24 protein-coding genes are annotated in these 23,524 nt (G+C 66.2%); 13 read left to right on the top strand and 11 right to left on the bottom strand.

Translation table 11 applies throughout. The features are described from left to right. Positions 1-16: 16 nt before the first annotated feature. The 5 genes from BN1313_RS14630 to BN1313_RS14650 form a co-directional block, all read right to left on the bottom strand. Positions 17-382: a hypothetical protein gene (locus tag BN1313_RS14630; protein WP_176696050.1), complete on the bottom strand. Its 366-nt coding sequence runs from the start codon at positions 380-382 to the stop codon at positions 17-19. 55 nt (positions 383-437) lie between these two features. Next, positions 438-1,433 (bottom strand): alpha/beta fold hydrolase, encoded by a 996-nt coding sequence (locus BN1313_RS14635; RefSeq protein WP_091742978.1) that lies wholly within the window; start codon positions 1,431-1,433, stop codon positions 438-440. Beyond that, entirely contained in the window at positions 1,430-1,681 is a 252-nt protein-coding gene (locus BN1313_RS14640) for a DUF3253 domain-containing protein (protein WP_091742980.1), read from the bottom strand. Before BN1313_RS14640 ends, BN1313_RS14635 begins: the two co-directional genes overlap by 4 nt. A gap of 12 nt (positions 1,682-1,693) precedes the next feature. Next, a complete protein-coding gene (locus tag BN1313_RS14645) occupies positions 1,694-2,980 on the bottom strand; it encodes a NupC/NupG family nucleoside CNT transporter (RefSeq protein WP_091743190.1) in 1,287 nt (428 codons plus the stop codon). Positions 2,981-3,078: 98 nt separating this feature from the next. Further along, positions 3,079-5,148, bottom strand: a complete 2,070-nt coding sequence (locus BN1313_RS14650) for a S46 family peptidase (protein WP_245620246.1) — start codon at positions 5,146-5,148, stop codon at positions 3,079-3,081. 92 nt (positions 5,149-5,240) lie between these two features. Here BN1313_RS14650 and BN1313_RS16390 point away from each other — a divergent pair, with 92 nt between their 5' ends. From BN1313_RS16390 to BN1313_RS14665, 4 genes are read left to right on the top strand one after another with little or no spacing between them, the layout of a single operon-like run. Beyond that, a complete protein-coding gene (locus BN1313_RS16390) occupies positions 5,241-5,954 on the top strand; it encodes a hypothetical protein (protein ID WP_141653167.1) in 714 nt (237 codons plus the stop codon). Further along, complete coding sequence (locus BN1313_RS14655; RefSeq protein WP_091742982.1) at positions 5,951-6,541, top strand: hypothetical protein; 591 nt, start codon at positions 5,951-5,953, stop codon at positions 6,539-6,541. Before BN1313_RS16390 ends, BN1313_RS14655 begins: the two co-directional genes overlap by 4 nt. 4 nt (positions 6,542-6,545) lie before the next feature. Further along, positions 6,546-7,448 carry an SDR family NAD(P)-dependent oxidoreductase gene (locus tag BN1313_RS14660; protein WP_091742984.1) on the top strand — a complete coding sequence of 301 codons (903 nt, stop codon included), beginning with the start codon at positions 6,546-6,548 and terminating at the stop codon, positions 7,446-7,448. Then, the gene (locus BN1313_RS14665) at positions 7,445-8,776 is read left to right on the top strand and encodes an MFS transporter (RefSeq protein WP_176696051.1); all 1,332 of its coding nucleotides are present in this window, start codon (positions 7,445-7,447) and stop codon (positions 8,774-8,776) included. Before BN1313_RS14660 ends, BN1313_RS14665 begins: the two co-directional genes overlap by 4 nt. On the opposite strand, the gene BN1313_RS14670 is transcribed toward BN1313_RS14665, so the two are convergent. Continuing rightward, positions 8,773-9,867, bottom strand: a complete 1,095-nt coding sequence (locus BN1313_RS14670; protein ID WP_091742988.1) for an Mrp/NBP35 family ATP-binding protein — start codon at positions 9,865-9,867, stop codon at positions 8,773-8,775. The two genes, BN1313_RS14665 and BN1313_RS14670, sit on opposite strands and share 4 nt — an antisense overlap. A gap of 126 nt (positions 9,868-9,993) precedes the next feature. On the opposite strand from BN1313_RS14670, the gene hflK reads away from it, so the two are divergent. Continuing rightward, positions 9,994-11,145 (top strand): FtsH protease activity modulator HflK, encoded by a 1,152-nt coding sequence (hflK, locus tag BN1313_RS14675; protein ID WP_091742990.1) that lies wholly within the window; start codon positions 9,994-9,996, stop codon positions 11,143-11,145. Further along, on the top strand, positions 11,142-12,032 hold the full coding sequence (gene hflC / locus BN1313_RS14680; protein ID WP_091742992.1) for a protease modulator HflC: 891 nt from the start codon (positions 11,142-11,144) through the stop codon (positions 12,030-12,032). Before hflK ends, hflC begins: the two co-directional genes overlap by 4 nt. On the opposite strand, the gene BN1313_RS14685 is transcribed toward hflC, so the two are convergent. Together BN1313_RS14685 and BN1313_RS14690 are read right to left on the bottom strand one after the other, a co-directional pair. Beyond that, a complete protein-coding gene (locus BN1313_RS14685) occupies positions 12,029-13,336 on the bottom strand; it encodes a type II toxin-antitoxin system HipA family toxin (RefSeq protein ID WP_091742993.1) in 1,308 nt (435 codons plus the stop codon). The two genes, hflC and BN1313_RS14685, sit on opposite strands and share 4 nt — an antisense overlap. Further along, a complete protein-coding gene (locus BN1313_RS14690; RefSeq protein ID WP_091742995.1) occupies positions 13,333-13,698 on the bottom strand; it encodes a helix-turn-helix domain-containing protein in 366 nt (121 codons plus the stop codon). Before BN1313_RS14690 ends, BN1313_RS14685 begins: the two co-directional genes overlap by 4 nt. 213 nt (positions 13,699-13,911) lie before the next feature. On the opposite strand from BN1313_RS14690, the gene BN1313_RS14695 reads away from it, so the two are divergent. Further along, positions 13,912-15,246 (top strand): hypothetical protein, encoded by a 1,335-nt coding sequence (locus BN1313_RS14695; RefSeq protein WP_091743007.1) that lies wholly within the window; start codon positions 13,912-13,914, stop codon positions 15,244-15,246. Positions 15,247-15,413: 167 nt separating this feature from the next. Here BN1313_RS14695 and BN1313_RS14700 read toward each other — a convergent pair whose 3' ends face one another. Together BN1313_RS14700 and serB are read right to left on the bottom strand one after the other, a co-directional pair. After that, positions 15,414-16,073, bottom strand: coding sequence for an HAD family hydrolase (locus BN1313_RS14700; RefSeq protein ID WP_091743009.1), 660 nt, complete (start codon positions 16,071-16,073; stop codon positions 15,414-15,416). Next, the gene (serB, locus tag BN1313_RS14705) at positions 16,074-16,943 is read right to left on the bottom strand and encodes a phosphoserine phosphatase SerB (protein WP_091743011.1); all 870 of its coding nucleotides are present in this window, start codon (positions 16,941-16,943) and stop codon (positions 16,074-16,076) included. Between serB and miaA the strand changes: the two genes are divergently transcribed. From miaA to pstS, 6 genes are all read left to right on the top strand, one after another. Beyond that, a complete protein-coding gene (gene miaA / locus BN1313_RS14710) occupies positions 16,942-17,853 on the top strand; it encodes a tRNA (adenosine(37)-N6)-dimethylallyltransferase MiaA (RefSeq protein WP_091743013.1) in 912 nt (303 codons plus the stop codon). The genes serB and miaA overlap by 2 nt on opposite strands. Before the next feature lie 60 nt (positions 17,854-17,913). After that, positions 17,914-18,522 carry a hypothetical protein gene (locus tag BN1313_RS16395; protein WP_141653168.1) on the top strand — a complete coding sequence of 203 codons (609 nt, stop codon included), beginning with the start codon at positions 17,914-17,916 and terminating at the stop codon, positions 18,520-18,522. Between the two features lie 53 nt (positions 18,523-18,575). Beyond that, complete coding sequence (locus tag BN1313_RS16400) at positions 18,576-19,046, top strand: SMI1/KNR4 family protein (RefSeq protein ID WP_141653169.1); 471 nt, start codon at positions 18,576-18,578, stop codon at positions 19,044-19,046. 85 nt (positions 19,047-19,131) lie between these two features. Beyond that, positions 19,132-19,665 carry an SMI1/KNR4 family protein gene (locus BN1313_RS14715; RefSeq protein WP_091743015.1) on the top strand — a complete coding sequence of 178 codons (534 nt, stop codon included), beginning with the start codon at positions 19,132-19,134 and terminating at the stop codon, positions 19,663-19,665. 222 nt (positions 19,666-19,887) lie between these two features. Then, positions 19,888-21,693 carry an acetolactate synthase 3 large subunit gene (locus BN1313_RS14720; RefSeq protein ID WP_091743026.1) on the top strand — a complete coding sequence of 602 codons (1,806 nt, stop codon included), beginning with the start codon at positions 19,888-19,890 and terminating at the stop codon, positions 21,691-21,693. 132 nt (positions 21,694-21,825) lie between these two features. Next, positions 21,826-22,899, top strand: a complete 1,074-nt coding sequence (pstS, locus tag BN1313_RS14725; RefSeq protein WP_091743028.1) for a phosphate ABC transporter substrate-binding protein PstS — start codon at positions 21,826-21,828, stop codon at positions 22,897-22,899. Between the two features lie 170 nt (positions 22,900-23,069). Here the strand turns inward: pstS and BN1313_RS14730 are convergent, their stop codons facing one another. Continuing rightward, positions 23,070-23,495 carry a CBS domain-containing protein gene (locus BN1313_RS14730; RefSeq protein WP_091743030.1) on the bottom strand — a complete coding sequence of 142 codons (426 nt, stop codon included), beginning with the start codon at positions 23,493-23,495 and terminating at the stop codon, positions 23,070-23,072. Positions 23,496-23,524 lie beyond the last annotated feature (29 nt).

The raw sequence follows: 23,524 nt of genomic DNA on the forward strand, positions 1-23,524 counted from the left end.
CGGGGCCGCCCCTCTGTCACCTGCGTAAGCTGCTGAACCCGAAGAGCAGCAGGCGCAGCGTCTCCGAGATCGCCAGGGCGGTGAGCAGGCCGCGCACGAGATCCTGTTGGATCGCCCCGAAGTCCGGCACCACGGTGATGTAGACCAGTCCCATCAGTGAGACGCAGCTTGTGAGCACGGTGACCCCCAGCCACCAAAGTCCGACCCCGCCCCGATCCGCCCGTCGGCCGCCGGATTTGCGCAGGGCCGAGCTCAGCCCCATCAACAAGAGGATGCTGCCGATCACCACAGCGGTCCGCCCGACGGCGGCGGGTTGGTCCAGCTGAAACGCATGCGTCCAGGCGCCGCCGGCGATGATCGCCATGCCTAAGAAAATGAACACTGCCCGCCCCCACGGATCGCCGAGATGACGAGATGACGGTGTTCCGCCAATGCCGTCAATGCGACGTAACAGGCGCCCTGAATGGCGCTTCACCAACACCCGAGGGCAGCGGCGACGTCGGGTTGCGGATATAGGCGGCCACATCGGCCCAGACTCTCGGACCCTGGTGATCGCGCGTCAGCAGGTGCCACCCGTCGGGATAGTAGGCCGTCCGATCGCCAGGCCGCAGCCCGCGCATCGCCCGCCGCGCGGCGTGCTTGGGAATGATCTCGTCGTGGGCGCCATAGAGGTAGAGCACCGGCGCCCTCGTCCGTCCCATCGCTTCGGACCCCTTTCCCATCAGCCGGACCAGGCCATAGAGGGTGTCGGATCGCGCGCCCCAGATCATGAGCTGATCCTGACTCATGGCGATCAGTTCGTCACGATTATCGGTGGGCGAGATTCGGTCGGTCACCCATTCCGGCGGCGCGTAAACCTTCGGCCCGGTGAACCGCGCCGCCAGCCACAGCAAAAGTCCGTTCGGCGGCGGCTGGGTCTCAAACCCCCAAACGGCGGGCGACAGCAGGACGATCCGGTCAGCCTCCGGCGGCCGATCAGAGGCCGCGGCATAGGCCGCCACGGCGCCCCCCATGCTCTCGCCCATCACCACCAGCACCGCCTTGGGATAGGCCGCCCGCGCCAGGCTCGCCGCCGTCCGCAGGTCCTCAGCCATCAGGTCGCGGCCCGCCCAGATCCCGCGCTGCGGGCTGCGACCAAAGCCACGCTGATCGATCGCATAGGTGGCGATCCCCTGCTCCGCCCAATAGGGGGCGGCCAGGTGGAAGGCGTTGGCGTAGTCGTTCATCCCATGGAGGGCCACAATCACCGCCCACGGCTCCTGCGCCGGCGCCCAGCGGGTTAATCCAAGGCGCGCGCTATCGAAACTGATCATCCGATCGCCATCGAACTTCGGCCCTGCGAACCCGGCCGGCGGCGCCAGCGGCGCTTGCGACACGATCGGCGTGCAGGCGCTCAGCGCCAGGGCCATCAGGAGGATCGCCCCCGCCCTCATGCCGCGGGGTCAGGCGCCTTCAGCCGGTAGACACCCTTGAAATCCTCCGGATCGGCGGGCTTGCCGTGCCGGGAGATCACAAGCTTCCCCTGCCGCGCCAGCCCCTTGGCCACGGCGCGCACATGGCCAAGCGTCCTGCGCCAGCTCTCCGGATCGACCGAGCGCGCCACCTGTTCGGGCGAGATCGACTTGCCAGGACCGGCCTGAGCCAGCAGATCGAAAATTGCCGTCTCTATCTCAACGCTCACAGCACCGGTTCCTCATTGGCCGCCGAACAGGGCCGCGGGCATCAATCCCACCACCGCGCCCGTCAGGCAGGTGGCCAGGAAGCCCGAGAGCATCGCCTTCCACACCATGCCCATGATCTCGCCCCGGCGTTCCGGGACCAGGACCGAATAGCCCGCGACATTGATTCCCACCGAGGCGACATTGGCGAAGCCGCACAGGGCGTAGGTCATGATCACCCGGCTGCGGTCGTCAAAGCCGCTTTCGGGCAAGGCCGCCATGCGGATGAAAGCTGTGAACTCGGTCAGCACCAGCTTGACGCCCAGCAGCGACCCTGCCGTCGGCGCGTCAGCCCAAGAAACGCCCATCGCCCAGGCCAGTGGCGCAAAGAGCAGCCCCAGCGCGCGCTCCACTGAGGGGGGCGCGCCGTTGATGTCTGGGAACAGCCCGAGCGCCCCGTTCACCATGGCCACCAGCGAGACGAAGACGATCAGCGTCGCGCCCACGTTCAGCACGATCTGCAGGCCGTCCGTCGTCCCCTTGATCAAGGCGTCCACTGAACTTTCGTAGGTCTTGCCGGCGCTGAGATCGAGGTTTTCCGGCTTCTCAACGAGCGGATTGCGCGGAATTAGCACCCGCGCCAGCATCACGCCGGCCGGCGCCGAGATGATCGAGGCCGTCAGCACGTGGGCCGCCGCATTGGGCAGCACACCCGCCAGGATCGTCGCATAGGCCACCATCGTCGATCCGGAGACGCACGACATCCCCACCGCGATCAGCAGGAAGAGTTCCGAACGCGACAGACCCGGCAGATACGCCCGGATGAAGATCGGCCCTTCCACCTGGCCCATGAACACCGTCGTCGCTGTCGCCAGCGCCGGTGCGCCGCGAAGGCCCATCGTCCTCTCGAAGACAACCCCGAAAACCTGAGTGATCCATTTCAGGATGCGCCAGTGCCAAAGCAGCGCTGCAAGCGCGCAGACCACCAGGATCACCGGCAAGACCCGAAAGGCGAAGATGAAAAGTCCGCCAGCTTCAGTCACCGCATAGGGCTGAGCCGGCGTGCCGGCCAGGAATCCGAAGACGAAGGCGACGCCGGCCTGCGTGCTGGACGCCAGGCCCTCGACCACCACGCCTACGCCCGACAGGCCTGTCCGCAGCCAAGGCAATCCAAAGAGCGCGGCGACAAGCACCGCCTGCATCACCAGGGCGCCCAGCGCCATCTTCCACGGAAACCGGCTGCGGTTCTCCGACAGCAGCCAGCACAACGCCAGGATAGCGACAATGCCGATCAGGCTCTGCGCGTTCGTCAGGCTGAACATCATCGAATCCCGGAAACCCCGCCTCGCCCACTCAAAGCCTGCGGGCGAGGTCGGCGCAAGACGGCGTTGCGACCGCCCTGCGCCAAATCGGCGCCCGACTACTTGGCGGTCAGTTCCTTCACCAGCCCATCGACGCCGTAGACCTTCTGCAAGGCCTCGGTGGCTGCGCTGGAGGCCACCACCACTGTGCGGTTGATCGCCGGATCGTAGCCATAGTCGCCGCCCAGCGAATGGATGTTGCCATCGAACGCCGCGCCCAGGATCTCGCCCTGGGCGTTGACCACTGGCGAGCCGGAATTACCGCCGATGATGTCGTTGGTGGTGACAAAATTATAGACTGTGTCCGGGTTCAGCTTGTCCTTCGCCGCGATCCAGCGCGGCGCTAGCTGATAGGGCTCCGCGCCGGTCGCCCGCTCGTAGAGTCCGGCGAAGTTGGTGGTGGGCGCGATGTCCACGCCGCGATAGCTCCAGCCGTCGACCTTGCCGTAGGATAGACGCAGGGTGAAGGTCGCGTCCGGGTAGACCGCGTCGCCATAGGCCGCAAAACGCGCCCGGGCGATCCGCTCGGCGGCCCGGTCGGTCGGGCCGGAAACCTCCGCCTCCCAGGTCTTGCGGACCGTCCGCGCCGCGGCGTCGTTGGCCAGGACCAGCTGAATCAGCGGATCCTTCGACGCCTTCACAGTCGCTAGGTCAGCCTCCCACAACGCTTTGCGGGCCGCGACATCCGCCAGGGTCGTGCCAGCGATCAAACGCTCGGCCAGGCCCTCAGGGCTTTCTTTGCCCAGCAGACCCTTGGTCGCCGCATCGTCGGTCGTCAGATACTCGCGCGTCTTTGAGAGCCAGAACGCCAGGTACATCTGCTCAAGCGGCTTATCGATGGGCTGTTCGTCGAGCAGCTGCTTTCCCAGCAGCGCCAAGCGCGCGTCGGAGTATTCCGGCAGACGCTCGGCCGATGGCTTGGCGCGCTCCTCGGCGCCTCGCACGATCGCCCGGGCGAACTGATAAAGCTCTGAGGCCGAGCCTGCGCCCGCCTCCAGTTGGCGATAGCGAACATAATTGTCCGTCGCCGCCTTCTGCGCCGCGCCGATCTCGCGCCAGGGATGGCCCACGTCCGCTGCTAGCGTCGGGTTCGCCGTCACCTTGGCCTTCAGGTCGGCCTCTTCCTTACGCTTCACATCCATGAAGGCCGCGTCGTTCAGGGCGAACTGTCGGCCGAAGAACACTTTGTAGCTGTTCTCGATTCCGAACAGCGGGTCGGTGGCGATGCGCTTCTGCTCGGCGCCTTCCTCCGAGAACCGGATCAGCCGCCCCCGCAGTTCAGAACGCTGCAGCTGGCCCACAGGGATCACCAGGTCGCGCTGGGTTTCCAGCTGCGCCACGGTCAGCGCCCGCTCCGTCGATCCCGGATTGCCCGACACGAAGGTGGGTTCGCCCACCTTCGGCCCGCGCGACACCCAGGTCAGATGCTTCGGCGTCCTGACCGGCTTGCCGCCCTCGTAGGCGCGCAGGAAGCCGATATCGAGATTGAAGCGTGGAAAGTTGAAGTTGTCCGGATCACCGCCGAAAAAGGCCGTCGCGAACTCCGGCGCGAACACGAGGCGCACGTCAGAGTACTTCCGGTAGCGATAGAGCTTGTACTGCCCGCCTCGGTAGAGCGTCACAACTTGGCAGCGATAGAGCTGGGTCTTGGCGCAGCTGGCGTCCTCTAATCCCGACATCGCGGCGTCTCGCGCGCCGATAAAGGCCTGTCCGGTCTTGCCCGCGGTCGCAGACCCGATCGTCTGCGTCACGTCGGTGATGGTCTCCAGCACTTCGGCCTGCATGCCCGGACACTTGCGCTCCTCTTCCCGCGTAGCCGTCAGGAAGCCGTCCTTCACGAAGTCCTTATCGGCCGTCGAGATCGCCTGAACGCAGTCCACCACGCAGTGATGGTTGGTGAAGATCAACCCGTCCTTCGACACGAACGACGCCGAGCAACCGCTCGTCAGCCGCACGGAGGCGGCCTGCACCCGGTCCAGCCAGGCCTTGTCGACGTTCACGCCGTAGGCGGCGTTCACCTTGGCCGAGGGGAAGTTGTCATAGGTCCACATGCCTTCGTCCGCGCTCGCCGCGGAGGCGGCGAAGGCGACCAGGCCGGCGCTGAGCGCGCCGATGAGGGTTCGGATCATATTGGAGCGGTTCCTGAGCTTGCTTGCGCCGTCTCGGCGGCGCTCTTGGCCGCAAGGTGTAACGGGACGTAACGCAGCTGAGAAGCCTGCGCATGGCGATACGCCTTTGTTCTTTATTTGTTCTCATTTTTCTGCAACAATCTTCAGGTCAGTTTGGAGATGAAACATGCCCAGAGGCGATGGCCGTGTCGGCCGCCCCAGCGCACCCGTTAAGCGCCCCGCATACGCTCCTGAACAAGACTTCCTACGCCGACATCCAGGTGCGGTGGAGTCGCTGGTCCCGGTCTGGGGTTCAGCACGAGAGGCCATCGCCGACGCCTACGACGGCGACATTATATGGCGCCGTCGGGAACGCCCTTCTTGCGGGCGCAGATTTGGCGCCGATCGGTTTGGCAGGAAAGGCGCTGAAGGCGGCGAAATTTTCACGTGAAGCAGTGGAGGCCTCGAGGCGAATGAACAAGGCGCGGGCTTACGAATGGAAGAAGGTTCGAGAGAGGCTCGGAAAGGCTGAATATCTAGAAAGAGGTCAGCACGGTCATCACTGGGCGATTCCGCAGAACCAGTGGGGCAAGGGCGTGCCTGACCGGATCAAGAACCATCCTCTCAACATCAAGCCTATGCCAGACCCCGAGACACACTGGCGCATCGATCATCGCGTGGGAGATCTTCCGCGCTTCAAGCCCGCGATGCGCTATTGGCACGGGACACCCGCATGGGGAAAAGCTGCTCACGTCGACGCTGCTGGCCACGTGGTTTCACGAACGAAGCATCACTATGATCGGCAGACCCAAGGATCGAAAAAATGAACACTGAAAGTTGGAACGGCCCATTCATTTTTCTGAATAACTTCGATGACAAGCGCGGAGATTTCACTTCCATTGAGTACGATGATGAGATCGGTGATTTCAACATGGTCTACGGGAAGAGCGCTGCTAAAAATCCGAATATCGGCGGCGAACTGTACGATATGTCGGGCGGCCGCTGGCGCATCATCTCCCTGGAGAAGATCAAGGAGCACCCACACAAATGGTGGGATATCATCGGTCGGTCGATTGACCGCGACACCGGCGGCCTTTGGACCGCGAGGTACAATCTAGAACCTCTTGCTCCGCTTGAACTGGACGAGGTGAAGACAAGGATCTTCCGGGCGCTGGATGCTGACCGTGACGTGTGGCGCGATGACGAACTTGTTGCGGGTGAAGCGGGAACGCCAATCTCGGAAGAAGTCGTCCTGGCCGAATTAAAGAAGCGGCTGGATGATGCGCACGATATGGCGGCGATTTTCCAGGTGCTCGATCAAGGCTATGACTTCGATGACGCGGTGGCCGATGGCCATGCCATGCCGATGAGCGAACTTCGGCGGCGTGAGAAGGAAGAGCGGCGTCGCCGTTAGACACATGACGGACATCCGCTTCGACGGTCGCGTTGTTATCGTCACCGGCAGCGGAGGCGGCCTCGGGCGGGCGCACGCGCTGGAGTTCGCGCGGCGTGGAGCCAAGGTCGTGGTCAACGACCTGGGCGCCGACCTAGACGGGTCCAGCGGCGGCTCGGCGGCGGCGGAAGCCGTGGTCGCCGAGATCTGCGCGGCCGGCGGAGAGGCCATCGCCGACGGCGGCTCGGTCGCCGATCCTGCCGGCGCTAAGGGCTTGGTCCAGCGCGCGCTGGATGCCTGGGGCCGGATCGATGTTCTGGTCGCCAACGCCGGTATCCTGCGCGATCGTTCCTTTGCCAAGATGGAGGTCGCCGACTTCGAGGCCGTGGTCGACGTGCATCTCATGGGCGCGGTCCTGCCGATTAAGGCCGCCTGGGAGATCATGCGCGCCCAAGCCTATGGCCGTATCGTGCTCACCACGTCCTCAACCGGCCTTTACGGCAATTTCGGCCAGACGAATTATGGCGCCGCCAAGCTCGCCCTCGTCGGCCTGATGAACAGCCTGAAGCTGGAGGGCGAGAAGGCCAATATCCGCGTCAACGCCATCAGCCCGATCGCCGGCACCCGCATGACCGAAGGCGTGATGTCGCCCCAGATGCTGGAAGCCCTGAAGCCCGAGTTTGTCACGCCCGGCGTCATCCACCTGGCCTCGGAGGACGCCCCTACCGGCGCGATCCTCACCGCCGGCGCCGGCGTCTTCGCGCTCGCCCGCATCGTCGAGACCGAGGGCGCGGTCCTGACAGGCGACCTCACCGCCGAAGCCGTCCGCGACCAATGGGCCGAGATCGCCGATCCCACGGGCGCCCAATCCTACGGCCAGGGCCTGGAGCAGGCCGCCAAGTTCTTGCGCCGGCTGCAGGGCGGATGACGCCCGCGCCCGTCTCCGGCTGGCGGTTGTGGGCCTTCGCCGGGATCAACCTGCCGCTGATGGCGCTCACCATCGCCGTCATGGTCCACCTGCCGCGCTATTTCGCCAGCCATCTCGGCCTGCCGCTCGCCGTCGTCGGCGCGGCCTTCGCCATCGTCCGGTTCATCGACATCCCGCTAGACCCGCTGCTCGGTCTCGCCATGGACCGCACCCGAACACGGCTTGGCCGCTACCGCGCCTGGGCGCTGGCTGGCGCGCCAGTCCTGATGCTGGGCGTCTTCGTCCTGACCTCCGCCACCGCCGGCTCCCAGGCCTTCCTCGTCGCCTGGCTCTTCGTCATGTACCTCGGCCTGTCGATGCAAGGCCTAGCCCACGCCTCATGGGCCTCGACGCTCGCGCCCACCTACGACCAGCGCTCCCAGGTGTTCGGTGTCATCACCGCCGTCGGCGTGATCGGCGCGGCCATCGTGCTGATCATCCCGGTGGTCGCCGCCCAGACCGGCGCCACCGACGCCCAGGGCGTTCAGGCCATGGCTGGCTTCGTCATCGCCGCCACCCCGGTCTTCACCCTGCTCGCCCTGTGGAAGACGCCGGAGCGCGTCATGAGCGACCATGCCGAAGGCGGCTTCGCGCTCAAAGACTACCTGGGCTTGATCGTCCGTCCCAACGTCATCCGCCTGCTTTGCGCCGACCTTCTGATCCGCCTGGGACCGCTCTGGATGGGCGCGCTCTACCTGTTCTTCGCCAAGGACAGCCGCGGCTTCTCCACCACCCAGGCGAATTTGCTGCTGCTGATCTACATGATGGCGGGCTTCGCCGGCGCGCCGCTCACGGCCCTGGCCGCCAAGCGGTTCAGCAAGCACCGCACCCTGATGGCGACCACCACCGCCTATGCCGCCTGCATGGCTCTGCTGATGACCCTGCCCAAGGGCAGTTTCATCGCCTTCGCGCCCTTCCTCTTCGCCACCGGCGCTCTGGCCGCCGGCTTCGACGTCACCGTCCGCGCCATCACCGCCGACATCGGCGACGAACTGCGCCTCGATAGCGGCCGCGAGTGGATGGGCCTGCTGTTCGCGCTCACCAACGCCAGCATCAAGATCGCCGGCGCGGTCTCGATCTTCGTGACCTTCCTGGCCCTGGACGCGGTCGGCTATGACGCCGGCGAAGGCGCCGCCAACACCGCGAGCGCCATCCGGGGTCTGGAGATCGCCTTTCTCTCAGGGCCGATCCTGTCGGTCCTGATTGGCGGCGCCTGCTTCATCGGCTTCCGCCTGGACGCCGCCCGACACGCCGAGATCCGCGCGGCGCTAGAGGCCAGAGGCGTTTAAGCCAGCCGCTTGGCCATCGCCAGGAAGGCTTTCGACGCCGCACTCTCCGGATCGGTCACCACCAGCGGCCGTCCTGCATCGCCGCCTTCGCGCAGCGCCATCTCCAGGGGGATTTCCGCCAGCAAGGGCGCGCCCAGGCGCTCGGCCTCCGCCGCCCCGCCGCCCTGGCCGAACAGCGGCAGCTTCGCCCCCGTAGACGGCTCGACGAACCAGGCCATGTTCTCGACCACGCCCAGGATCGGCGTGCCGATCTTCTCGAACATCATCGCCGCGCGCCGCGCATCGATCAGCGCCGCCTCCTGCGGCGTCGTGACGATCACCGCCCCGTCCAGCTTCAGCCGCTGCACCAGGGTCAATTGTATGTCGCCGGTCCCCGGCGGCAGGTCGACCACCAGCACGTCCAGCGGCGCATCATGCGAGCCCCAGTTGGAATTCATCAGCGTCCTGAGCGCCGACGACGCCATCGGACCACGCCAGATCGCCGCCTGACCTTCCTCGACGATGAAGCCCACCGACATCACCTGGACGCCCCAGGCCTCGATCGGGTTCAGCCGCTTTTCCGCATCGAAGGTCGGCTCGCCGTCGACCCCCATCATCAGGGGCGCCGAGGGCCCATAGATGTCGGCGTCCAGCAGGCCGGCGCGCAGGCCCAGCTTGGCGAAGGCCGCCGCCAGGTTCACCGACACCGTCGACTTGCCCACCCCGCCCTTGCCGCTGGCGACCGCGATCACCTTGCGCACGTTCACCGGCCGCGTGGCTTCCGGCATGGCGCCCAACTTGGCCTGAGGATCTTCTGAAATCTTGGCGCGGCGCGGCTGCACGGCGATCGGCCCGCTCTCGGCGGTCAGCACGACCTGCGCGGTCTCGACACCGGGCACCCCCAGCATCGCCGCCTCCGCCGACTTGCGCACCAGGGCGTAGACGGCGGCGTCAGCGGCCTGGGCCTCCAGCATGAACCCCACCCGTCCGCCGCGGATCGTCAGTCCCCGCACCAGTCCGGCGCGCGATAAGCCCTGGCCCGACTTTGGATCCTTGATGCTGTCCAGCGCCGCCAGGATCGCGGCGCGATCAGGCTCGCGCGCTTCGCTCATGTCGCCTTTGTCTTGCGTTGACCGAGAAGGGACCTCATATCCGGCTGACAGCGCCGGTTTACAAGCCCATCCGGGTTTGCGAGCGGGCCGCGCCTGGAAGCCAAGAAGAAACCCGACGCGACCTGAATGCCCTGGAACGATAACGCTAAGCCCGGCCCCTGGGGCTCCCCGCCTCCTCCCGAGAACAATGAACCGCGCCCGAACCCGCCGCGGCGCCCATCCGGCGGCGGCGGCGGTCGTGGTCCAAGCGGTCCCGACTTCAACGCAGAACTCAACCGCCTGACCCAGCGCCTGCGCGACCTCATGGGCGGCCCTGGCGGCCGCATGCGTCCAGGTACGGCCCTCGCCATCGGCGGCGTCATCGTTGCTTTGTGGGCCGCCTCCGGCGTCTACGTCGTCCAGCCCAACGAAGAAGGCGTGGTCACCACCTTCGGCGCCTATTCGCGCTCTGAGACGCCCGGCCTTCGCTACCATCTGCCGGCCCCGATCGAGCGCGTCGAGAAAGTGCCGGTCACCAGCCTCAACCGCATCGACATCGGCGGCACCAACGACAACGACGTCCCCGAAGAGAGCCTGATGCTCACCGGCGACGACAACATCGTCAGCCTGCAGTTCTCCGTCACCTGGCGCGTCGCCAATGCGCCGCGCTACCTGTTCTCGACGGAAAACCCTGAGGGCTCGGTCAAGGCCGTCGCCGAAAGCGCCCTGCGCGAAGTGGTCGGCCGTATGCCGCTCGACCTGATCATCTCCACTGGCCGCGGCCAGGTGCAGGTGCAGACCGCCGAACTCATGCAGCGCACCCTCGACAGCTGGGGCACCGGCGTCAGCGTCGTCGAAGTCCAAATCCGCTCGGCACAGGTCCCCTCGGAGGTCCTGGCCGCCTACCGCGACGTCTCGAGCGCCGGCCAGGATCGCGAGTCCGCCGTCAACGAGGCGCGCACCTACGCCAACCGCGTGATCAACGAAGCCAAGGGCGACGCCGCCAAGATCACCGAGTCCGCTGACGGTTACCGCGAACAGTCCGTGCGCGAAGCGATCGGCGACGCCGCGCGCTTCAACTCGATCTATACCGAGTACCGCCGCGCCCCCGCCGTCACCCGCGAGCGCCTCTACATCGAGACAATGCAACGCGTTCTAGCCCGCTCCAACAAGGTCGTCGTCGACGGCAAGGGCGCGTCCGCGCCGATCATCCTGCCACCTGACGTCTTCCGTCCGCGCACCCAGAGCCAGCCCGCGCCGCCGGCTCCGGTCGAAGCCGCGCCTGGTCCCGCCCAATGAGCCCGCGTCTCACCGCCTACGCCGTCCTCGCGGTCGGCCTGATCATCCTTCTGGCCAACAGCCTGTTCATCGTCGATCAGCGCCAGCAGGTCCTCGTCCTGCGCTTCGGCGAGCCGGTTCGCGTGATCAACGCGCCAGGCAAGCCAGGCGCCGGCTTGAACATGAAGGTCCCCTTCGTCGAGAACCTCGTGCGCTTCGACCGCAGAAACCTCTCGCTGGAGGCGTCGCAGGAAGAGGTCATTACCGCAGGCCAGGACCGTCTGGTGGTCGACGCCTTCGTCCGCTATCGCATCGCCGATCCTCTGCAGTACTACCGCACCCTGCGCGACCAACGCACGGCGCAGGACCGCATCGAGCGCCTCGTGAACTCCTCGCTGCGCCAGGTGCTGGGTTCCGCGACCTCCACCGACATCGTCTCCGGCCGTCGCGGCCAGCTGATGCTGCAGACCCGCAACGACGTCATGGCCCGCGCCCGCACCTCGCGCCTCGGCATCGAGATCGTCGACGTCCGCATCCGTCGCGCAGACCTGCCAGCCCAGAACCAGCCCCGCGTCTTCGCGCGCATGCAGACCGCCCGCCAGCAGGAAGCCGCGCGCATCCGCGCCGAGGGCGAGCAGCAGAAGCGTGAGATCATCGCCGACGCGGACCGGCAGGTCGCCATTACGCTGGCCACCGCCCAGGAGCAGGGTGAAACCGTCCGTGGTCAAGGCGACGCCCAGCGCACGCGCATCTTCGCCCAGGCCTACGGCAAGGACCCGTCCTTCGCCGCCTTCTATCGCTCCATGCAGGCCTACGAGCAGGGCCTCGGCCAGGGCGACACGACTATGGTGCTTTCGCCGGACAGCGCCTTCTTCCGCTACTTCGACCGCGGGGCCAACGCCCGCTAGACTCCGATCGCAAGGCGCAGCGTCGGATCGATGCTGCGCCGCCAGTCGGCGCCGACGCCGGCGGCTTCGGCGAAGTCGGGCCATCTCGCCACCGCCTCGCGCACCTCGCCGAGAATTGCGCGGACGCGCCGCCGGCTGATCGACACCGTCGCCGCACATGCCTCGAAATCCTCCGGGAGAAAATCGTCGCGCTTGGCGTTGATCGACATCTGGTGGCGCTGTGTCCACTCGCCCATCGGGTTGAAACTCCAGGTGATGTCGAAGGCCGGGGCCAGCGCCCAGCCGCCCGCCCGGTTCATCAGGAAGGCGATGTTCTTGACGTGATCGTCCTGGTTGCGGCCGACCACGTTGAACAGCATCCGTCGGACCTGTTCCTCCAGCGCCGCCATCGGCAGCCCCAGCCGGCGCATGACGAATAGCGCCTGTTCATAGGCGTTGGCGTTCTGGTCGTTGAAATCCAGGTGCGCCATCGCCGCCAGCGACTGCATGTGCAGCTTGTCGCCGTCCTCCAGCCGGTCAAAGCGCCGCGTCATGAAATGCCGCCGTCCGCCTTCCTCCAACAGCCGGCATTCGGCCATGTCGATCCCCGCCGCCCGCGCCATCTGCGCATAGGCGTATTCGACCGCCCCATAGCCCTGGGGATCGTCGAGCTCCTTGTCGCGGTTGCCCGAGACACCGTCGAACTTCAGCAGCCAGTAGCCGAACCCCTCGCCCGCCGGCGCCTGGCCGGAGCGGACCTCATTGGTTTGCGCGTTCCAGGCGATCACCGCCTTGGCCCGCGCCCCGCCCGCCGAGGTGCCGACCTGCAGGATAGAGCGCAAGGCCTCGGCTTTCTCGGCGTCGCCAAACGAGGCTTGCAGGTCGCGACGATGGCTCAGCACCTCCGAAGCCAGTTCGACGAGGGCGTCGATCGCAACCGCATGGGAGGTCCGCGCCCGCGGCCCCTGGACCGGGGCGAACTCGAGCGCGCCCATGCCTCGCGCGCCCGTGTAGCAAAGCCGCTCAACGGCGTTGAAGCTCTCCGGAGTCCGGCCCTGCGTCGCCAGCCAAGCGTCGATCAGGATGTTGCCGTAGCGGTCCGGCAAGGCGTCGGCCAGCAAGCCCGGCAGGCCATGGAAACTACGCGGCGGCAGATCGGGAAACCGGAACACTCCGTCGCCCAGAGGCATCATCAAGGGCGCGACCTGCACCCTGCTGCCGATGAAGGCCGGATCATAGGCGAAGGCCGCAACCTCTTCGCCCTCCTCGACGGAGACCGCGCCGATCCGCGTGCCCCACAACCGTACCTCGGCGACGGTGGTCACCGCTGGTCGCCCCACACCCAGGGCTTGGCCGGTATTTCCGCGACACCGTGCTCGACTTGCGCTGAGGACCGCACCCGCTGGCGCGGCGCCCGCCGCGCCCTCAAGAGATCCATGGGATTGGTCGGCTGCGCCGGCAGCAATCGCTCCAGATTTTCGAGCAAGCCGAGCGCCCTCAGGCAGCGGATCAGCACCGCCATCTGCGTCGGCTGTCCGTCCTCCAGCCGCTCCACCGTCCGCTTGGAGACGCCCGCCGCCGCCGCCAGCTGCGCCTGAGTGAAGGCGCGCGCGATCCTGGCCTGCGCCAGTCGCACGCCCATCTCAGCGGCGACAGCCTCATCCGTCAGGAGATTATCAATTTTCACAACTCGCCTCTTATGACGACTTATAGACCACATCCCCAAATTCGGCAAGATTGACGATCTAAATAACTAGCACTTAATTCGCAAATAGTGGCGTTTTATCCCCATAAGTCCTTATAATTCGCCTCTAATTGCGAATTATCCTGATGACGATCTTGAGCACAGATCAACGTCAAATCCCTTCTCAATGTCACAATCCCTGATCAGCATGGCGCCATGCGCCTGCTCCTTAGCCTCACCGCCGCCATCGCCCTGCTGACTGTGGGCCAAGCCGCCGCCGCCCCCTGGCTCCAGGCCGAAACCGACCGCTTTATCCTTCGCGGCGAAGTTTCCGAGCGGGTGATCCGTGACTACGCGACCAAGCTCGCCGTCTTCGACGTCGTCCTCCGCGCCAACTACCCCCGCGCCACAGCCGGTCGCGCGACGCAGAAGCTGCACGTCTATCTGGTGAAGGATCGCAACGCCCTGCGGGTCGTCAATCCGGCTGTGCCCCTCACGGTCGCAGGCTTCTTCACCTCGCCCGCCATCGAGCCCTTCGCCATCGCCGATGTCAGCGCGCCGGAGGGGTTGGGTCAGGTGTTCCTCTTCCACGAATACGCCCACAATTTCATGCGGGCCTACATGCCGGGCGCCACACCTGCATGGCTGGCGGAAGGCTTGGCCGAATACTATGGCGTCACCAAGATCGACGACGACAAGATCTCCATCGGTGGCAACAGCCGCGGGGGCGTGCTCTTCAGCGTCTGGCTGCCCATGGCCGATGTGCTCTCGAAGGCTCCATTCGAGATGTCCCGTGATGAACGAAACCGGTTCTACGCACAGTCGTGGATCTTCGTGCACTACATGCAATCGACCCCAGAACGGCTGCAGCAACTCGGCCGCATTCTCGACCTGATCGGCCAGGGACAATCTTCCGTCACCGCCGTGCAGACGGTCACCGGCATGGACATGCCCACGTTGACGCGGACGCTCCAGGCCTATCGCAGGATCACCGCCATCACCTTCCCCAACCCGCTCAAGACGGCGCCCGCCATCACCGTGACGCGCATGCCCGAGCCTGCCGCAGACTTCCAACTCGACTGGCTCCATGCGGTGCGCGGCTGCGCCGACGACCCTGCCTTCATCGGCCGACTCCGCGCCAAGGCCACGCGTCACCCAGACGAACCCTACGTCCAGCGCATCCTCGCTCAGGCGGAGTTCCGCTGCGGCGATCCCGCCGCCGGCGAGGTCATCATCGACCGCTTGCTGGCCAAGGACGCCAACGACGTCGACGCTCTGCGGATCGGCGCGCTCAACCTCGCCTACGCCGCAGCCGCCCACCCGGACGGCCGCGCCGAACGCTTCCAGAAGGCCCGGAACCTGGCCGCCCGGGGCTACGCCCTCGACAAGGCGGACGCGCCGCTTATCTACGCCTATGTCTTCGCCCGTCGCGTACAACCGGGCTACCCCACCGCGAACGACGTGGCCTCGGTCAGGACGGCCCTGGCCCTGTCGCCTTCGGTCGGGGCGATCACCATGCTCGCCGGTGAAGTCCTGATGCGCAGCGGCTAGCGCGATGAAGGCCGCGCCCTCCTCCTTGAAGTCGCCAACCATCCCCACGGGGGGCCCCAAGCCGCCGCAGCCCGGCGCCTGATCGAACGCAATTCACAGGATGTCGGCGATGCCTTGGCGGTCCCAGGAGCTGAATAGCGCGCCTGCGAAGCGCCGAGGATGGCCGATCAATCGCTCAATAGTCCGCGCACCTCATGCAGATCCGCCGCGACCCGCACGCACAGTCCGCGGATCTCTTCCGTGGGGTCAAGCAGGTCCGGCACCATCACGGTCATCATCCCGGCCGCTGAGGCGGAGCGGACGCCGTTGTGGCTATCCTCGAGGGCCAGGCAGTCGGCGGGGTCGACGCCCAAGGCCTTGGCGGCGGCCAGATAGGGAGCCGGGTGCGGCTTGTGCTGGGTCACGCTCTCACGCGTGATGATCGCCTGGAAGCGACTGGTCAGGGCGTGCGGATCGAGGGACGCCTGGAGCGTCGCGCGCGATGATGAGGTGGCCACCGCCCGCGGCAGCCCCAGTTGGTCAAGGTGATCGAGCAACTCCACCACCCCAGTCTTCAGCGCGATCCCCATGGCGTACATCGCCTGAGCCTCCGCCCGCATCGCGGCGTCCCAAGCCGGCATGTCGAAATCGGCCCCAAAGTGCGCGACGAGGCGTTCGTTCGAGGCCGCCGCGCTCAATCCGATGATGCTGACGAAGACCTCGAAGGGAAACTCCGCCCCCATCTCAGCGCTGGTCGTGCTGCACGCCGCCCACCACAGCTTTTCGCTGTCGACCATCAGGCCGTCCATGTCGAAGACCACGGCCTTCACTGGACGCGGCAGGCTCATCTAGTCGACCGTGAAATCGGCGGCGCCATAGCCTTGGAAATAGAGCAGCGCGGTCAGGTCGGCGTGATCCACCTTGGCGTCGGCCTGCGCGGCCACGATCGGCTTGGCGCGGTAGGCCACGCCCAGCCCCGCGGCTTCGATCATCGCCAGGTCGTTGGCTCCGTCGCCGACCGCGAGCGCGGCCTCCGGACCCAGGCCCAGGGCGGCGACCTCGGCCTCAAGCGCCGAAAGCTTCGCCTCGCGCCCAAGGATCGGTTCGCCCACGCTTCCCGTCAGCCGGCCGTCGGCCTCGCCCAGGGTGTTAGCCCGGTTGTCCTGAAAGCCCGCCGCCCGCGCGACCCGGCTCGTGAAGAAGGTGAAGCCGCCCGACACCAGCACGCACCGCGCGCCCTGGGCCGCCATGGTCCGCACCAGGGTCCGCGCGCCGGGATTGAGCCGCACGCGTTCGTCATAGGCCCGCTGCAGGGCGTCCAGCCCCAGGCCCTTCAGCATGACGACCCGCTCGCGCAAGGCGCCCTCAAAGGCCAGTTCGCCGCGCATGGCGCGCTCGGTGATCTCGGCCACCTGAGCCTTCACGCCAGCGTAGTCAGCCAGTTCGTCCAGGCATTCCACATTGATGATCGTCGAATCCATGTCGGCGATCAGCAGCCGCTTCCTGCGACCCTCCGCGGTCTGAACGCACAGGTCCACCGGCAGGTCGCCCACGGCCTCGGCCGCCGTGGTGCGCGCCGCCTCCAGGGCGATATCGCCGACGATCTCCCAGGCGACGGGGCCCAGTCGGCGGCCCTCCAGGCTGACGAGTCGGCTCGCCCTGTGATAGGCGTCGGCGGCGGCTCCGGCGTCGGAGCTGACGAAGGTGAGGCTGATCATGGCGCCCCGCATCTGGCTGATCGCCGGGCCCACGGCAAGCGGCAAGTCGGCGCTCGCCGTCCGCCTGGCGCGCGAGATTGGCGGCGAAATCATCAACGCCGACTCCATGCAGCTCTACGCCGACATTCCCATCCTGTCGGCCGCACCGACACAGACCGAGCAGCAGGGCGTCCCCCACCACCTCTTCGGCGTGGCCGACGCCGCCGATGGCTGGTCGGCCGGTCGCTGGCTGCGCGCGGCGACCAACACCCTCGCCGAGATCCACGCCCGCGGCGCCCCCGCCATCATCGTCGGCGGCACCGGCCTCTATTTCTCGGCCCTCGTCGACGGCCTAGCCGAGATTCCCGAGATCAGCCCCGACTATCGCCGCGCCGCCCAGGCAGACTACGACGGCCTGGGCGAACCAGACTTCCGCGTTCGCCTCGCCGCCGTTGATCCCGCCGCCGACGCCCGCATCGCCGCCTTCGATCGCCAGCGTCTGGTCCGCGCCTGGTCGGTCTACGCCGCCACCGGCAAGGCCCTGACCGACTGGCAGGCCGCAAGCGCGCCGGCCATCGCCGATTATCAGCCCATCGCCCTGGAGCCCCCGCGCGAGACCCTCTACGCCCGCTGCGACGCACGCCTCAGCGGAATGATCGAGGCCGGCGCGCTCGCCGAGGTCGAGGCCCTGATCGCCCGCGGCCTCGACCCCGCCCTCCCCGCCATGAAAGCCGTCGGCGTCCGCGAACTCGCCGCCCATCTGCGCGGCGAAGCCCCGCTCGACGCCGCAATCGCCGCCGCCCAGCAGGAAACCCGCCGCTACGCCAAGCGCCAGCTCACCTGGATGCGCGGCCGCATGGCGCGCTGGCCGCGGATCACAGCGGCGGATGGCGACGGCCAGCGTGTCAATTTGTTCTCTTTTTGTTCTTGATTTTTTGACGTCCTTTCATCAGACTCTAGGGCTGGAATTTGTGATTAACCCGGGGCTCGGATGAACGAACTGCTCTATCCAACATCAACGAGAACCACTCGACAGCCTGAGCTTCCTCTCGCAGAGCAACGTCGGATATTCGAGGCCGAGCGGCAGCGACAAATGCGCAAAAATAGCTGGATGCTCGCCCCAGCACTGCTTCCTGCTGTCGCGCCGTTGGGTGTCGAAGCGCTCATAGCCTTGGGCGCACGTTCAGCGGCGGCGATCAGTCCTGGACCGTTGGCCTTCCAAACCAAGCCAGCGTTGCGCAGTAAGGCCGGCGACAACAAGCTACGCGACGAGGGCCGGAAGCAGTTTGCTCGAGCGAACGGCATCTCCGCTCAGGAGATGCAAGCTGTTGTTCATCACAGCCGACCTGTTGAATGGAGCCATATCATTCCTCGGGCAAACCCAAATTCGACGGCGAACCTTTGGGCTCTCCGTGAAGCGGCGCATAAATTGGCCAACCGGGAGTGGGCCAAGTTTGCTGCTTCGCTGGGCGGAAGAAGACCAACGCAAGCTGAGTTCATGCGCGAAAAGTTGCGCATCGACCGGCTCGTCGCCCCCTATGTTCTCAGAGCTGGCGTTCCACGATCATCAAAGCCATCAAAAGCAGAGGTGCTACGTTGATTTCCGTTACCGACGCCGCGCTGACCTTGGAGTCCCGAGGTCTTCTCAGACGGATGAAGACCAAATTCTCTCCGCGCGTAATCGACTATATGGCGGAAATCATAGGCCAGCCCATCCCCGATGAGCTTGCAGAGTTCTACAGCGAGAACATCGAGAGTATCTGTCAATTTTCTTCATACGTTCCCGTTTGGAACGAATGGATCGGATTCAGATCGAGTGAAAGGGAATTTTGGCAGTCTATCCCTCAAGCCGTACCATTATTCAGTGACGGATGTGGCAGCATCTTTGGTCTAGATCTTCAATATCCAGGACCCCGGCACGGCGTGTATTTCTTTGACCACATCGACAGATTCAAATTTCCATCGCAGCCAGTAGGATCATCTCTGGCGACCAGCCTTCTCATCTTGGGCGACTGGGACCGCGCCCTCCAGGAGGGTTGGCCTGACGACTGGATGGAAAAGATCGACCCTGAGATCAAGAACTGCCTGCGCGTGGAGCCGAAATGGGGCTGGCCGGAAGATTAGGCCCCGTCCTCGCCGTCGCCGCAAAACAGGGGCTAGGGTTGAGCGTCGGTTCCTCCCTATACTCGCGCGCGATGGAGCAGCTTCCGTGATCTCTGTTTCTGAAGCGGCCAGCGCCTTGCACGCGCGCGGCGCCCTCAAGACGCGCCGAGAGGATTATTCCGAACGCATCCTTGCGCGAGTGGAGGCCATGCTGGGCCGCCCGCCGCCCGGCGACCTCGCCGACTTCTACGCCGCCCGCATCACCAGCGTGGCGGCCTATGACGCCATCATGCCGGTCTGGAACAGCTGGGTCGGCTGGCGCACGCCGATCGAGCGCGAGCTTGGCCAGTTGCTTGACGTGGAAGCCTTGCCCGTCTTCCGCGACAAGCGCGGCAATCTCTTCGGCCTGGACCTCTCGATCGAGACCGAGCGCCCGGACGTCTACTTCTTCGAGCGCGCCGGCAATTTCTCCAAGCCGGCCTGGGCGGCGGGCTCCTCGCTGGGCGCCTTCATGCTCCTGCTGTCGGACTACGACCGCGCCTATCAGCAGAACTGGCCCGCGGGCTGGGAGGCGCGCATCGACCCGTCCATCGGCGCTTGCCTCCGCGCGCCGCCGCCCTGGCGCGTCGGCGCAAAGTAGTCACGGGTAGGATCTTCCGCAGACGCCTGCCTTGACGCTCGGCGCAGGGCATGGCACAGCCCTGATCCTCTAATTCGAGAGAACAGCCGTGCGCACCACCATTCTCGTACTCGTAAGGCGGCCCTCCGCGGACTGACACCGGTCAGCCGTCAAGGTCGCTTGCACCCAGGCCCCCAGAGGGCCTTTTTTATTGCCCAAAACGCCCCTTAAGGGACCGCTCCGATGACCGCCCACCAGACCATCCAGACTGAAAACGCCAATACCGACACCGACTTCATCAGCGGCGCCGAGATGGTGGTGCGCGCCCTCCTCGACCAGAACGTCGAAGCCCTGTTCGGCTATCCGGGCGGCGCGGTCCTGCCGATCTACGACGCCATCTTCGCCGAGCCGAAGATGCGCCACATCCTGGTCCGCCATGAGCAGGGCGCGACGCACGCCGCCGAGGGCTATGCCCGCTCGACGGGCAAGCCGGGCGTCGTCCTGGTCACCTCGGGTCCGGGCGCGACCAACGCCATCACCGGCATCGTCGACGCCCTGATGGACTCTATCCCCCTGGTCGTCATCACCGGCCAGGTCGCCACCCACCTGATCGGCACCGACGCCTTCCAGGAATGCGACACGGTCGGCATCACGCGGTCGATCACCAAGCAGAACTATCTGGTCAAGGATGTCGCCGACCTGCCGCGCATCATGCATGAGGCGTTCCTCATCGCCACGACCGGCCGCCCCGGCCCCGTGGTCATCGACATCCCCAAGGATGTCCAGTTCTCCAAGGGCCGCTACCTGGGCCCGGATGAGGTCGAGCACGCCCACCCCTATGCGCCGCGCACCAAGGGCGACGCCGCCAAGATCGCGGAAGCCGTCGCCCTGTTCGCCCAGGCGCGCCGCCCGATGATCTACACCGGCGGCGGCGTCATCAACGCCGGCCCCCGCGCCTCTGAACTGCTGCGTGAGTTCGCCGCCCTGACCGGCGCGCCTGTCACTTCCACCCTGATGGGCCTGGGCGCCTTCCCCGCGTCGAGCCCCCAGTGGCTGGGGATGCTGGGGATGCACGGCTCCTTCGAGAGCAACAACGCCATGCACGACTGCGACGTCATGCTTTGCGTCGGCGCGCGCTTCGACGACCGGGTCACCGGCAAGCTCGACGCCTTCGCCCCCACCTCGAAGAAGATCCACATCGACATCGACCCGTCGTCCATCGGCAAGAACGTTCGCACAGACGTCGGCATCGTCGGCGACGCGGGCTCGGTGCTGGAGGACATGATCGCGGCGTGGAAGGCGAAGAACCTCGGCGTCGACCAGGCCGCCCTGGCCGACTGGTGGACCCAGATCAACGCCTGGCGGGCCCGCGACGGCTTCTGGTATGCGCCGGACGACAAGGTCATCAAGCCGCAGTACGCCATTCAGCGCCTGTACGCCCTGACCCGCGATCGCGACGTCTACATCACCACCGAGGTCGGGCAGCATCAGATGTGGGCGGCCCAGTTCTTCCACTTCGATGAGCCGAACCGCTGGATGACCTCCGGCGGCCTGGGCACCATGGGCTACGGCCTGCCAGCCGCCGTCGGCGTGCAGATCGCCCACCCCGACAGCCTGGTCATCGACATCGCCGGCGACGCTTCCGTGCAGATGACCATGCAGGAGATGTCGACGGCCATGCAGTACGGCCTGCCGATCAAGATTTTCATCCTGAACAACGAATGGATGGGCATGGTCCGCCAGTGGCAGGAATTGCTGCACGGCGAGCGCTATTCGCACTCCTATTCCGACAGCCTGCCGGACTTCGTGAAGCTGGCTGAGGCCTATGGCGGCGTCGGCATCCGCTGCGACAACCCCGCCGAACTCGACGAAAAGATCCTGGAGATGATCAATTCGGACAAGCCGGTGATCTTCGACTGCCGCGTCGTGAAGATGGAGAATTGCTTCCCGATGATTCCCTCGGGCAAGGCGCACAACGAGATGGTCATGGCCTCTGAAGCCCGTGACCTCGGCTCGCTCATCGACGACGCCGGAAAGCGCTTGGTCTGATCCCCACGCCGACCTCTCGCGGCGTGCGGGAGGTCGGCGTCACACCGCCGTCATCAAACTGTTGCACGGAGGCGGTCGCTGACCGTTCGGCCGCATGCGACGCACGGCGCATGAAATCTTGAGGGATTGACGATGATCAGGATGCTTATCGCCGCTGCGGCGGTTCTGTCGCTCGCGGCCTGCGGCGGCCAGGACACAGGCAAATCCTCGGCGGGCGGACCCGCCGCCTCCGGCCAGATCGCCGGCGCCGGCGCGACCTTCCCAGCCCCGCTCTACGCAGCCTGGGCCGAGCAATGGAAGGCGTCCTCCGGCGTCGCCATCAATTACCAAGCGATCGGCTCCGGCGGCGGCATCAAGCAGATCAAGGCCAAGACCGTGACCTTTGGCGCCAGCGACAAGCCGCTGACCGCTGAGGAGCTCGACGCTGCGGGCCTCGTGCAGTTTCCCACGGTCATCGGCGGGGTCGTGCCGATCGTGAACCTGCCGGGCGTCAGCGGCGGCCAGCTGAAGCTGACCGGCGGACTGCTCGCCGACATCTACCTGGGCAAGATAAAAAAGTGGAGCGATCCGGCCTTCGTCGCCGCGAACCCTGGCGTGAAGTTGCCGAACCTGCCAATCACCGTCGTCCATCGCTCGGACGGGTCGGGCACCACATTCCTCTTCACCACCTACCTGGCCAAGGCCGCCCCGCAGTGGGGCGCAGTCGGCGCGGCTGAAGCCGTCGCGTGGCCGACCGGCCAGGGCGGCAAGGGCAACGACGGTGTCTCGGCCTTCGTCAAGAACACCGCCGGTGCGGTCGGCTACGTCGAATACGCCTACGCCAAGCAAAACAGCTTGGCCTTCGCCCAACTGCAGAACGTCGCCGGACAGTTCGTCGCCCCGACCGCCGAAAGCTTCGCCGCGGCGGCCGCCGCCGCAGACTGGACCAAGGCCCCAGGTTTCAATCTGCTGCTGGTGAACGAACCTGACGCCAAGGCCTGGCCCATCACCGGCGCCACCTTCATCCTGATGCACAAGAGCCAAGCCAACACGGCCCAGGCCCGACCGGCGCTGGCGTTCTTCGACTGGGCGTTCACCCAAGGCGACGCCAAAGCCGCCGAGCTCGGCTACGTGCCCCTCCCGGCCGACCTGAAGGCCCTGGTCCGCGCCAGCTGGCCCGCCGTCGTTGGCCCGGACGCCAAGCCGGTGTTCACGCCCGCCAGCTAGACCCTTTCCGGATCAGGTGAACACACCTGATCCGGATCAAAAGGGACTATCTTCATAGACTTAGAGCGCGACAGGCGCTTCAACCGGCTTCCACTGGAAGCTGTCACGCTCTGACACGACAACGCCCGGGCGGTCTCCCGCCCGGGCGCTCATCGTCTCAACCCAAGCTGCTAGTGCGCGGCGGGAGTCGTTTCCGAGATTTCCTCGAGGGTCTTGCCGACGGCCTTCGCGCCGTAGTCCAGCGCGATGTCGCCCAGCGACAGGATGCCCGCCAGCTTGCCGGCGTCGTCCAGCACGACCAGGCGGCGGATCTGGTGCGCGCCCATCTTCGCCGCGGCGTCGGCGACATTGTCGTCGCTGGAGCAAGTCTGGACGTCGTCGGTCATCACATCGGACACCGGCGATTCGAAGCTGCGACCCTCGGCCACGACGCGCAGGACGATGTCGCGGTCGGTGATCAGGCCGACGACCTTGCCGTCCTCGACCACCGGCACGGCGCCGCTTTCGACCTCGGCCATGGTCTTGGCCACTTGGGCGATGGTGGTGTCGCGGCTGGCCGTGGCCACCTGCGCGGTCATGACTTCACTGACGTTCATGGGGATGTTCCTCGTTAAGACGGGTGCGG

It is taken from the genome of Phenylobacterium immobile (ATCC 35973), assembly GCF_001375595.1.
Classification (GTDB): Bacteria; Pseudomonadota; Alphaproteobacteria; order Caulobacterales; family Caulobacteraceae; genus Phenylobacterium; species Phenylobacterium immobile.